The following is a 12,138-nucleotide window of genomic DNA, read 5'->3' as shown; positions in this document are numbered from 1 at the left end:
CCTCAGACGTCCACCCGGCTACCGGGCTCCAAGCGCTGGTACTCGGTGCCGGACAGCGCGGAGTACTGCCGGTTGAGCACGCCCAGCCCGTTGTCGTTGAGCAGCGCGTCGTGCAGCGCGTACGCGCGGCGCGGGGCGACCGCCCGGATGAAGTCGAGCACCTCGGAGAACTTCGACCAGGGCGCGTGGATCGGCGCGAAGAGCGTGTCGACCGGCGTCTCGTCCGGCACCACCAGGGCGTCGCCCGGGTGGTACACCACGTCGTTGATCAGGAAACCGAGGTTGTCCACCACCGGGATGTCCGGGTGGATCACCGCGTGCTTCCCGCCGTAGGCGCGGACGGCCACCCCGGCGGCGGTGAACGACTCACCGGCCGTCACCGGGTGCAGCGCGTCAGCGGCGTCGCCCAGGGCGCCGGCGAGCGAGGCGGGCCCGTGGATCGGGAACGGTCGCCGGTCGAGTTGCAGGCGCACCGCCGCCACGTCGAGGTGGTCGGGATGTTCGTGGGTGATCAGCACCGCGTCCGCACCGTCCAACGCCGCGGGGTCGCTGAACACGCCGGGGTCGACGACGAGGACTCCCCCGTCGTGTTCCACCCGTATGCAGGAGTGGGCGTACTTGGTGAGCCGCATCGTGACTCCTCGATTATCGAATCGTGACGTCCTCAGCGCAGTCTGCCGGAACCAGCCGACGAGCGCGCCGCGTCCGAGGTATCGCCACACAGGCTGACGACGATGGGAGCGGGGATGGACGAACGGGCGGGACGGCGCCGCGGCGCACTGCTGGCGGCATCGACACTGGCGGCGGTGCTCGCGTTGACGGGGTGCGGCGCCGGCGACAGCGGGGCGCGGGACACGGCGGCGGGCTCGGCGGCCGAGGCACCGCAGGCGAACGGCGGCGCGGCGGACCGGGACAGCGCCGCCGGGGCACCGGAGGCGGCCGGGGCCGGCGCTCCGGACCTGCGGGTCGACCAGCGGGCCATCATCTACACCGGAACGATGCGCGTGCAGGTGGACGATGTGGACGCCGCCGCCCGTGAGGTGACCGCCGCGGTCACCCGCGCGGGTGGTTTCATCGGCGGCGACCAGCGGCGCAGCGCCGAAGCGGACGCGGTCGCCGAGTTGCAGCTACGGGTGCCGGCGGCGAAGTTCGCCGGCGTGGTCGAGGAGGTCGCGAAGCTCGGCAAGCAGGAGAGCCGGGAGATCAGCACCCAGGACGTCACGGAGGAGACCGTCGACCTGGACGCCCGGATCACCAGTCAGCGGGCCCGGGTGGACAGCGCCCGCCGGCTGCTCGCCCGAGCCACCTCGATCACCGACCTGGTGTCGCTGGAGAACGAGCTGGGCCGCCGCGAGGCCGACCTGGCCTCGCTGGAGGCCAAGAAGCGGCGACTGGCCGACCTGACCGCCCTCTCCACGATCACCGTGTCGCTGGCCGGGCCGGCGGCGAAGGTGACCGAGGAGAAGACCGAGACCGGCTTCCTGGCCGGGCTGAAGGGCGGTTGGAAGGCGTTCGTCGCCTCGTTGACCGTCCTGCTCACCGTGCTGGGCGCGCTACTGCCCTGGCTGGTGGCGCTCGGCGTGCCGCTGGCGGTGCTGCTGCTGGTGCTGCGCAGACGTCGAAAGAACCCGGCGCTGGTCGCTCCGGTCAGCGCACCGCCGCCAGTGCCCGCAGCGCGGTCTGCACCATGACGCGTATGCCGGCCGGGATCGCTCCCTCGTCCACGTCGAACGAGGCGCGGTGCAGGTCGACGTTGGGGCCGGCACGGCCCACGCCGAGCCGGGCGAGGGCGCCGGGGACGTACTCCAGGTACCAGGAGAAGTCCTCGCCGCCCATGCTCTGCGGCGTCTCGGCGATCCCGTCCGGGCCGAGCGCGGCGGCGGTGGCGGCGGTCAGCACCTGGATGGCCCGCGCGTCGTTGCACACCGGCGGCCGGCCGCGCAGGTACTCCAGGTCGACCGTCGCGCCGGTCGGCGCGATGACGTCCCGGACCACCTGAGCCACGATCTTGGGTGCCTGCTCCCAGGTGTCGCGGTCCATCACCCGCAGGGTGCCGGAGGCGGACGCCTCGGAGGGGATGACGTTGTAGCGGGTGCCGGCCGAGGCGTGGCCGAAGACCAGCAGCAGCCCGCTGTTGGCCGGCACCCGGCGGCTGACCAGGGCGGGCACCTCGGTGATCAGCCGGCCGAGCGCGTCGACCAGGTCGACGGTCAGGTGCGGGCGGGCGGTGTGCCCGCCCGGGCCGGAGAGCCGGACGGTGACGTTGTCGGCCGCCGCGGTGATCGGGCCGACCCGCAGGCCGACCTGACCCACCGGCAGGTTCGGGTCGCAGTGCAGCGCGAAGATCTGCACCACGTCGTCCAGGCCACCGGCCTCGATGACCTCCAGCGAACCGCAGGGCAGGATCTCCTCGGCCGGCTGGAAGATGAGCCGGACCCGACCGTCCAGCTCGCCCAGGTCAGCGAGCTGGGCCAGCAGCATGCCGACGCCCAGCAGGATCGACGTGTGCACGTCGTGGCCGCAGGCGTGGCAGACGCCCGCCACCGTGGACCGGTACGGCACGTCCTTGGGGTCGTCCAGCGGCAGGGCGTCGATGTCGGCGCGCAGCGCGACGATCGGGCCGTCCGGGCGGCCGTTGACGTCACAGATCACGCCGTTGCCCTTGGGCAGCAGTCGCGGGTTCAACCCGGCCAGCGAGAGCTCCCGGGCGATCAGGGCGGCCGTCTCGAACTCGGTGCCGGAGAGCTCGGGGTGCGAGTGGATGTGACGGCGGGTGGCGATCAGCCCGGGTACCCGGAGCGCGAGGAGGTGGTCCAGGTCGCGGGGCAGGGGCTGGGACCCGGGCGGCAGCTCCGGCCAGGACGACGCCAGCTGGCTGCCGATGGGCAGCGTCAACGCACTCGTCACGTCGAATTCTCGATCACTAGAGATGGATGGATCATCGGGGACAGCAGACAGCCTAGACCTCCGGCGGTGACGCTGCGCAACCTCGTTACGGTGATGATCAGACCGCACAGCGTCACGTATGCCCTGCTGAGGGCGCTCGGAGATGCGTGGGACAGCAGGTAGATCACGGTCGAACGCCGTCATCTGCCCCTCACCTCCTACAACGCGTAACCGATCTCGGCGGTCACGAATCGGCGCCCCTCGCGGGCCCACGTTGCGAATTGTCGCATTAGTCGGGGTGATGAACTGACACTCCGACAATAAGCCGACCACGCTCCGCAACGAGCCGGAAAAAGACGCTCACACGCGCTCGTCCGCCATGACCGCACACGTTGTGCGTCCCCGTTCACCCGGTCGGGGTACCCCCAAACCTGATGGACACACCCCGGGCGCGGTCGGGGGCCACGCCGCCCTCGGCCCGGCCGGTGGAGGATCCGCTTCCGACTGTAGCTCTGCCGGACCCGAACAAACCCGCCCTGAACTGGGAGAACAGCCGGCCAGACGGTCAGAACCGATCGGTGGGCCGGTACAGCCCCCACGCCTCCCGCAGCGTCCCGCAGACCTCACCCACCGTGGCGCGGGCCCGCAGCGCCTCCTTCATCGGGTACAGCACGTTCTCCGTGCCGTCGGCGGCGGCCCGCAGGTCGGCCAGGGCCCGGGCCACCGCGTCGCCGTCCCGCTCGGCGCGCAGCCGGGCCAGCCGGTCGGCCTGGGCCGCCTCGATCGCCGGGTCGACCCGCAGCGGCTCGTACGGCTCCTCCTCGTCGACCGTGAACCGGTTGAGACCGACCACCACCCGCTCACCCGAGTCGATCTCCTGGGCGATCCGGTACGCGGACTGCTCGATCTCGCGCTTCTGGAACCCGGCCTCGATGGCGTCCACCGCCGAGCCGTGGTCGGCCACCCGCTCCATCAACTCGACCGCGGCGGCCTCGATCTCGGCGGTCATCGCCTCCACCACGTACGAGCCGGCGAACGGGTCGACGGTGGCGGTCAGGTCCGTCTCGTACGCCAGCACCTGCTGGGTACGCAGCGCGAGCCGGGCGGCCTTCTCGGTGGGCAGCGCGATCGCCTCGTCGAAGCTGTTGGTGTGCAGCGACTGCGTGCCGCCGAGCACCGCGCCGAGCCCCTGCACCGCGACCCGGACCAGGTTGACCTCCGGCTGCTGGGCGGTTAGCTGCACGCCGGCGGTCTGGGTGTGGAAGCGCAGCATCATCGACTTCGGATCCTTGGCGCCGAACTGGTCACGCATCAGCCGGGCCCAGATCGTGCGGGCGGCGCGGAACTTCGCCACCTCCTCCAGCAGCGTCGTGCGGGCCACGAAGAAGAACGACAGCCGGGGCGCGAAGTCGTCCACCGCGAGCCCGGCGGCCAGCGCGGCCCGGACGTACTCCACGCCGTTGGCCAGGGTGAACGCGATCTCCTGCGCGGGGGTCGCGCCGGCCTCGGCCATGTGGTAGCCGGAGATGGAGATCGTGTTCCACTTCGGCACCTCCTTGCGGCAGTACGCGAACGTGTCGGCCACCAGGCGCAGCGAGGGCTTCGGCGGGAAGATGTACGTCCCCCGGGCGATGTACTCCTTGAGGATGTCGTTCTGGATGGTGCCGTTGAGCGCCGCTCCGGGCACCCCGTTCTCCTCGGCGACGAGCTGGTAGAGCAGCAGCAGCACCGACCCGGGAGCGTTGATGGTCATCGAGGTGGAGACCTTGTCCAGCGGGATGTCGGCGAAGAGCAGCCGCATGTCCTCGATGGAGTCGATGGCCACGCCCACCTTGCCGACCTCGCCGTGCGCGATCGGCTCGTCCGAGTCGTAGCCCATCTGGGTCGGCAGGTCGAACGCGACGGAGAGGCCCATCGTGCCGGCCCGCAACAGTTGGTGGTACCGCGCGTTGGACTCGGTGGCGGTGCCGAAGCCGGCGTACTGGCGCATGGTCCACGGACGGGAGGTGTACATCGTCGGGTAGACGCCCCGGGTGTACGGGAACTCGCCGGGGCCACCCGTCCGGGAGTCCAGATCCTCCGGAAGGTCGGCCGCCGTGTAGACGCCCTTGATCGGGAAACCGGACTCGCTTGACCGCCGTTCGTTCATCCCCGGATGGTAGGACGGGTGGGCGTGTCGCCGGGTGAGGGATACCGCACAGTGCGTCTCCGTTGGTCGACGGGAGGTGAACGGTTGCGCACGTTCAGTCGACTTCGACAAACGTCCGTCGCGTCGGCTTTCGCATCGGGCGTCGGAACCAGCAAGATAGGGGGGTTGTGTCCCAGCCCCCCTCGATTTCCCCCGGTGGCTTTTCTGTGACTCAGATCCCGACGTGGAGCGGCGGACAGGTAAGTCCCGCCAGCGGACGAGCGGCGCCCGGCACCACCATCGGTGGCCGGTACGCGCTGCGGTCCTCGGTGGGCAACGGCGGCATGGGTACGGTGTGGCGCGCCACAGACACCCTGCTGCGCCGGGACGTGGCGGTGAAGGAGGTCGTCCTGCCCCCGGGGCTGGCCCCCAGCGACCGCGACGCCATGTACGAACGCACACTGCGCGAGGCCCGGGCCGCCGCCGCCATCCAGCACCCCGCGGTCGTGCAGGTGTACGACGTGGTCACCGAGGCCGGCCGACCCTGGATCGTGATGGAGCTGCTGGACGCCCGCAGCCTCGCCGACATGGTGATCGAGGACGGGCCGGTCGCGCCCCGCGCCGTCGCCAAGATCGGCATCGCGCTGCTCGGCGCGTTGGAGGTCGCGCACGCGATCGGCGTTCTGCACCGCGACGTCAAGCCGGCCAACGTGCTGATCTGCACCGACGGGCGGTGCGTGCTGACCGACTTCGGCGTCGCCCGGATGCCCACCGACGTGCAGCTCACCACCCCCGGCATGGTGCTCGGCTCGCCGCACTTCATCTCGCCCGAGCGGGCCATGGGCCAGGAGTTCGGCCCACCGAGCGACCTCTTCTCGCTGGGTGTGACGCTCTACACGGCGGTCGAGGGGCGGCCCCCGTTCGACAAGGGCGACCCGATCGAGACCATGCACGCCGTGGTCGAGGACCCGCCAGCCCCGCCACAGCGCAGCGGCCCGCTGACCCGGGTGCTGATGGGCCTGCTCGAGAAGGACCCGGCCCGCCGGCTGGACGTGCACACCTCCCGGGCCATGCTGCGCGAACTGCTCGCCGGCCCGCTGGGCAGCACCGCGACCGCCGTGCACTCGGTGACCGACCCGTACGCCGTGGTGCCGGTGCAGCAGCGCCCGGCGCCGGTCGCACCGCCGGCCCGGCCGGAGCCGAAGCCGGACGCCCAGATCGGCGGCCGGGCGATGCTGGCCCCGGGCGAGTCCCTGACCGACCGCCTGGCGTCGCTGCGCCGGGGCGAGCGCCCCCAGCCGGCCGCCGCGGCCGGCGCCACGGGGCTCGACGACACCAGCGCCGACGCGCTGGCCGGTCCGCTGCACACGCCCACCGGCGCGATGCCCGTCCCCGGCCGGCCCACCACCGGGCGCACGTACGGCGGCAGCGCCGACGCCACCCAACGGGTGGACGCCGGCGGGCACCCGGACGCCACCCAGCGGGTCAGCTACGGCAGCCGGCCCGACGCCACCCAGCAGGTCGGGTACGGCGGCGCACCGGAGGCCACCCAGCGCATCGGCGGCACCTACGGCGGCGGCAACCAGTGGTCGGTGCCCGGTACCGGCCAGCCCTGGGCCACGCCCGCGACGTCCGGTGGCGGTGGCGGTGGCGGTGGCGGGGCACTGGACAAGGTCCGCGCCACCGGAGGTCAACTGGTCACCACGGTCAAGGGCTGGCCGCGCAAGGTGCAGCTCGCCGCGGCCGGCGGCCTGGCGCTGGTGCTGCTGATCAGCGTGGTGGCGCTCTCCGGCGGCGACGACACCCCGCCGAGCACGCCGGCGGCGCAGCCCACCGCGTCCGCCCCGGCGGCTCCCACGGTCGAGATGCAGGAGCACGCGGCCCGCGGGATCCAGGTATCGGTCCCCCAAGGCTGGACGAAGGCCACCGGCGCCAGTTACTTCGACTATGTCGACCCGGGGAACGACGGCCGCAAGATTCGGATCCTGACCGAGAAATGGAGTGGAAGTCCGACCCGGTGGGCGGAAAGCGCCCAGAACTTCCTCAGGACGAAGAGCACGACCTGCAAGAAGCCATACAAGCAGATTTCCATCAGCGAGAAAGATTCGGCAGGCAACCCGGGCGTTGAATTCGAATACACCTGCGGCAACGGTGGCGACATGCGCCACGGCATATGGCATGCGGTGGTCAGCGGCGGCAAGGCCTACTCGTTCTACCTCACGGCGGATGAGGCCGCGTTCGCCGGGAGCAAGCCGATCTTCGAGGAAATGGTAAAGACCTTCCAGCTCACCGGAAATGGTTAGGTCCACCTGCTGTCAAGCCGCTTTTGCTAGCCATGCCGAGAGGGCTACGGGTTGACCCGTAGCCCTCTCGGCTGCGCTCAGCAGTGGGTGTTGGCACCTCCACCCGAAAGGTACGCGTCGGAGACCCAGCCTTCAGGATCACCGTGCGCCGCCAGACTGACCCAGGACCACGTAGACCACGTAGTCCCGTTTCGAGTGACCCGGTCCCCCTCGATGTAGCAATGCGGATACATGTAGTCGCCGGTGTCCCATCGCGTGATGAGTCCACAACTAGTGTGCGGACCCGTCCTCATAGCCACGGCTTCCCCAGTGATCTGAATGTATCCATTCGAGGAGAGGTCGGAATGCACATGTGAGCACGAGGCGGCGGCCGGACCCGCAGGCATAAGCACGGCACCTCCCAACGCTCCCGCGAGAACCATGGACGAGAACAGCGAGACTCGTGCCCGTGAACTACGGTTCATACCCAACCCCCGATGGATTTGATTCAGGCGTGTACATATGTCAATGTATTCGCCGTCTTCAGGCACAGTCAAGAGCGAAGAGTCAGGATTCGCTAAGACGCATGCCGGGGCACTGGCAGGAGCAAGCCATACGGCACGTGAGATCCCGTGTGCTATCAAGGGGCATGGCGGCGGACACCACTGACATCGACGACATTCACGAGCAAGCTCGGCGCTGGCTCGCCGACGACCCCGACCCGACGAGCCGGGACGAGCTGACGGCGGTGCTGGACCGGCTGCCGGCGAGCGCGCCGGAGCTGGCCGACCGGTTCGCCGGGCCGCTGACCTTCGGCACCGCGGGCCTGCGCGGCCCGCTGCGCGCCGGCCCGAACGGGATGAACCTCGCCGTGGTCACCCAGGCCGCCGCCGGCCTGGTCGGCTGGCTCGCCGCCCAGGGCGGCACCGGCCCCCTGGTGATCGGGTACGACGCCCGGCACGGCTCCCGCCAGTTCGCCGAGCGGACCGCCCAGGTGGCCACCGGTGCCGGCCGGCCGGCGCTGCTGCTGCCCCGCCCGCTGCCCACCCCGGTGCTGGCGTACGCGGTGCGTCAACTCGGCGCCGTGGCCGGAGTGATGGTCACGGCCAGCCACAACCCGCCGCAGGACAACGGCTACAAGGTCTACCTCGGTGCGGAGCTGGGCGGGGAGCTGGGCGCCGGGGCGCAGATCGTGCCGCCGGCCGACGCCGGCATCGAGGCCGCCATCCGGGCGGTGGGACCGCTGACCGAGGTGCCGCTGGGCCGGCCCGGTGACGTGCTCGGTGACGACCTGGTCGCCTCGTACGTCGAGCGGGCCACCGCCGTGATCGCGCCGGACGGCCCGCGCGACCTGACGGTGGCGTACACCCCGCTGCACGGCGTGGGCGCCGCGGTGCTCACGGCCGCCTTCGCCCGGGCCGGTTTCCCGGTCCCCGGCGTGGTGCCCGAGCAGGCCGAGCCGGACCCGGCGTTCCCGACCGTGTCGTTCCCCAACCCGGAGGAGCCGGGGGCGGTGGACCTGCTGATCGCGCTGGCCGACTCCACCGGCGCGGACCTCGCCATCGCCAACGACCCCGACGCGGACCGCTGCGCGGTGGTGGCCCGCGACGGCGCCACCGGCTGGCGGATGCTGCGCGGCGACGAGGTGGGCGCGCTGCTCGCCGACCACCTGATGCGCCGCGGGGTGACCGGGCTCTACGCCACCACCATCGTCTCGTCGTCACTGCTGCGAGCCATGTGCGCGGCCCGGGGCCTGCCCTACGACGAGACGCTGACCGGGTTCAAGTGGATCGTCCGGGCGGGCGGCGGGAGCGCGCCGCTGGTCTACGGCTACGAGGAGGCGCTCGGCTACTGCGTCGCCCCGGACCACGTCCGGGACAAGGACGGCATCACCGCCGCACTGACGGTGGCGGAGCTGGCCGCCGGCCTCAAGGCGCAGGGCCGCAGCCTGACCGACCGGCTGGACGAGCTGGCCGCCGAGTTCGGCGTGCACCACACCGATCAGCTCTCCGTCCGGGTGGACGACCTGCGGGAGATCGCCGACGCGATGGCCCGGATCCGGGCGGCCACCCCGACCACACTGCTGGGGCAACCGGTCGACACCACCCAGGATCTGCTCCCCGAGGCGGACGTGGTGATCCTGCGTACCGGGTCGGTCCGGGTGGTGATCCGCCCGTCCGGGACCGAGCCGAAGCTCAAGGCGTACCTGGAGGTGGTCGAGCCGGTGCCCGACGGCGATGTCGCCGCCGCCCGCGCCCGCGCCGCCGGGGCGATCGCGCAGCTCCGCACCGAGATCGCCACCGCCCTCGGCCTGTAGTGCACCGAAGGGCCCCTCAATGGCGAGGGGCCCTTCGGACCGGTCAGTGGCGTTTGCCGAGGGCCTGGTCGACGGCCTTCGCCAGCGCGGCGACGACCAGGCCGACCGATGGGCGGACCACCGAGTCGTCGACGCTCACCTCGCCGGAGAACCCGGCGCCGCTGGCGATCTCCTCGAGGCGGCGGCGGGCGCCGGCGGCCGTCTCACCCGTCACCCCGAGCGCGGATTCCATCCGCAGCACCACGACGAGGGTGGCCAGCGCGGCGGTCCGCTCGTCCGGCGCCGCCGCGCCGGTCAGCGCCTCGGCCAGCCGCCGCCGGGTGTCCGCCTCCACCGAGCTGTCGACCACCGGGTAGCGGTGCACGTGGATGAAGCCCAGCTCGGTCTCGTCGATGTCCCGGACCACGCCCTGCTGGCACAGGTCACCCAGGATCCGGTCGCGCAGTCCGTGCCGCAGGCGCTGCACCCACGAGGCCGGAGTGTGCGGGGTGTCCGCGGCGATCCGGCCGAGCACCTCGTCGGTGACCGGCTCGCCGGTGGGCGTCGGGTCGACCACCGTCAGGGAACCGTCGGCGTACGCGATCCGGCCGGCCAGGGCCAGCTCGACCAGCACCGCGGCGGCCATGCCCAGGTCCAGGCTGATCCGCGGCATGGTCGCCTTGCCGGTCGTGTCGTCGTAGGCGAGGAGCAACAGCTCCTCGGCGAGCGCAACACCAGTCATGGCCGGAGACGGTAGCGGGTCCGCGCCCCACCGCGCGCGGACCCGCCGGACCCCGCACCGACCGGGGTAACGACTCAGAACCGGGGCATGCCGCCGAACTGGCGGTCGCCGGCGTCGCCGAGCCCGGGAACGATGAACATCCGCTCGTTGAGCCCCTCGTCGATCGAGGCGGTGACCAGGCGCAACGGCAGGCCGGAGCGTTCCAGCCGCTCGATGCCGACCGGCGCGGCGAGCACGCAGAGCACGGTGATGTCGGTGCAGCCCCGGTCGGCCAGCAGACGGCAGCAGTGCTCCAGCGAACCGCCGGTGGCAAGCATCGGGTCGAGCACCAGCACCGGCAGGCCGGCCAGCTCCCGGGGCAGCGACTCCATGTACGCGCGCGGCTCGTACGTCGCCTCGTCCCGGGCCAGGCCGACGAAGCCCATCGAGGACTCGGGCAGCAGGCCGAGCGCGGCGTCCGCCATGCCCAGGCCGGCCCGCAGCACCGGCACCAGCAGCGGCGGGTTGGCCAGCCGGGTGCCGACGGTGGCGGTGACCGGCGTCTGCACCGGGTACCGCTCGACGGGGAAGGAACGCGCCGCCTCGTACACCAACATGGTGGTCAGTTCGTGCAGCGCCGCCCGGAACGTCGACGAATCGGTGCGCGCGTCCCGCATGGCGGTCAGCCGAGACTGGGCCAGCGGGTGGTCAATGACGTGTACATCCACGATCGCTCAACCTACCGGTCCCGCTGGTCGGGCGGTGCGGGTGCGGTCGGACCAGCGACGCCGCTCACGCGGACCGGTCCCACCGGGCCGGCGTGAGCAAGATCACTCAGCGGTCCGGTGCGTAGACTTCGGGGCATGACGGCGACAACGACGTCGGCCCGGTCGGAGCTCTCCGAGCTGGGACGATCCGAGACCGCTCTGCGGACCTTCCTGCACGGCCTGCCCGGCGTGGACCAGGTCGGCGCGGAGCAGCGGGCGGCGCAGCTCGGCACCCGCTCCATCAAGACCACCGCCAAGGCACAGGCGATCGACCTGGCGATCCGGATGGTCGACCTGACCACCCTGGAGGGGGCCGACACCCCCGGCAAGGTGCGCGCGCTGGCCGCGAAGGCGCTGCGCCCCGACCCGGCGGACCCGTCCTGCCCGCACGTCGGCGCCGTCTGCGTCTACCCCGCGATGGTCCCGTACGTGGCGGAGGTGCTGCGCGGAAGCGGCGTGCACCTGGCCAGCGTGGCGACGGCCTTCCCGTCGGGGCAGGCGCCGCTGGAGATCAAGCTCGCCGACACCCGGGCCGCCGTCGCGGCCGGCGCCGACGAGATCGACATGGTGATCAACCGGGGTGCGTTCCTGGCCGGCCGCTACAAGGAGGTCTACGACGAAATCGTGGCCACCAAGGAAGCCTCCGGCGACGCCCACCTCAAGGTGATCCTGGAGACCGGCGAGCTGGCCACCTACGACAACGTGCGCCGCGCCTCCTGGCTGGCCATGCTGGCCGGCGGCGACTTCATCAAGACCTCCACCGGCAAGGTCCCGGTCGCCGCGACCCTGCCGGTGACCCTGGTGATGCTGGAGGCGGTCCGCGACTTCCGGGCCGCCACCGGGCGGCAGGTCGGCGTGAAGCCCGCCGGTGGCATCAAGACCACCAAGGACGCGATCAAGTACCTGGTGATGGTCAACGAGACCGTCGGCGCGGACTGGCTCGACCCGGACTGGTTCCGCTTCGGCGCGTCCAGCCTGCTCAACGACCTGCTGATGCAGCGCACCAAGCTGACGACCGGCACCTACTCCGGTCCCGACTACTTCACCCTGGACTGAGA

General features: G+C 71.8%; 9 protein-coding genes. 4 read left to right on the top strand and 5 right to left on the bottom strand.

The features are described from left to right. Window positions 1-2 precede the first annotated feature (2 nt). Entirely contained in the window at window positions 3-632 is a 630-nt protein-coding gene (locus tag AB0K07_RS04855) for an MBL fold metallo-hydrolase (protein WP_363750993.1), read from the bottom strand. A 93-nt stretch (window positions 633-725) separates the two neighbouring features. Here AB0K07_RS04855 and AB0K07_RS04850 point away from each other — a divergent pair, with 93 nt between their 5' ends. Next, complete coding sequence (locus AB0K07_RS04850) at window positions 726-1,691, top strand: DUF4349 domain-containing protein (RefSeq protein ID WP_363751427.1); 966 nt, start codon at window positions 726-728, stop codon at window positions 1,689-1,691. On the opposite strand, the gene AB0K07_RS04845 is transcribed toward AB0K07_RS04850, so the two are convergent. After that, window positions 1,648-2,907: an amidohydrolase gene (locus AB0K07_RS04845; RefSeq protein ID WP_363750992.1), complete on the bottom strand. Its 1,260-nt coding sequence runs from the start codon at window positions 2,905-2,907 to the stop codon at window positions 1,648-1,650. The genes AB0K07_RS04850 and AB0K07_RS04845 overlap by 44 nt on opposite strands. Before the next feature lie 544 nt (window positions 2,908-3,451). After that, window positions 3,452-5,035 (bottom strand): methylmalonyl-CoA mutase family protein, encoded by a 1,584-nt coding sequence (locus AB0K07_RS04840; RefSeq protein WP_363750991.1) that lies wholly within the window; start codon window positions 5,033-5,035, stop codon window positions 3,452-3,454. A gap of 206 nt (window positions 5,036-5,241) precedes the next feature. Between AB0K07_RS04840 and AB0K07_RS04835 the strand changes: the two genes are divergently transcribed. After that, window positions 5,242-7,317, top strand: a complete 2,076-nt coding sequence (locus AB0K07_RS04835; protein WP_363750990.1) for a serine/threonine-protein kinase — start codon at window positions 5,242-5,244, stop codon at window positions 7,315-7,317. Window positions 7,318-7,945: 628 nt separating this feature from the next. Further along, window positions 7,946-9,613 carry a phospho-sugar mutase gene (locus tag AB0K07_RS04830; protein WP_363750989.1) on the top strand — a complete coding sequence of 556 codons (1,668 nt, stop codon included), beginning with the start codon at window positions 7,946-7,948 and terminating at the stop codon, window positions 9,611-9,613. 43 nt (window positions 9,614-9,656) lie between these two features. On the opposite strand, the gene AB0K07_RS04825 is transcribed toward AB0K07_RS04830, so the two are convergent. Together AB0K07_RS04825 and upp are read right to left on the bottom strand one after the other, a co-directional pair. Continuing rightward, entirely contained in the window at window positions 9,657-10,334 is a 678-nt protein-coding gene (locus tag AB0K07_RS04825) for a GPP34 family phosphoprotein (RefSeq protein ID WP_363750988.1), read from the bottom strand. 74 nt (window positions 10,335-10,408) lie between these two features. Continuing rightward, window positions 10,409-11,041 (bottom strand): uracil phosphoribosyltransferase, encoded by a 633-nt coding sequence (gene upp, locus AB0K07_RS04820; RefSeq protein ID WP_363750987.1) that lies wholly within the window; start codon window positions 11,039-11,041, stop codon window positions 10,409-10,411. A 135-nt stretch (window positions 11,042-11,176) separates the two neighbouring features. On the opposite strand from upp, the gene deoC reads away from it, so the two are divergent. Further along, window positions 11,177-12,136, top strand: a complete 960-nt coding sequence (gene deoC, locus AB0K07_RS04815) for a deoxyribose-phosphate aldolase (RefSeq protein WP_363750986.1) — start codon at window positions 11,177-11,179, stop codon at window positions 12,134-12,136. Window positions 12,137-12,138 lie beyond the last annotated feature (2 nt).

The sequence above is a fragment of the Micromonospora sp. NPDC049301 genome (genome assembly GCF_040678715.1).
Taxonomy (GTDB): domain Bacteria; phylum Actinomycetota; class Actinomycetes; order Mycobacteriales; family Micromonosporaceae; genus Micromonospora.
This window is presented reverse-complemented; position numbering and strand designations above follow the sequence as displayed.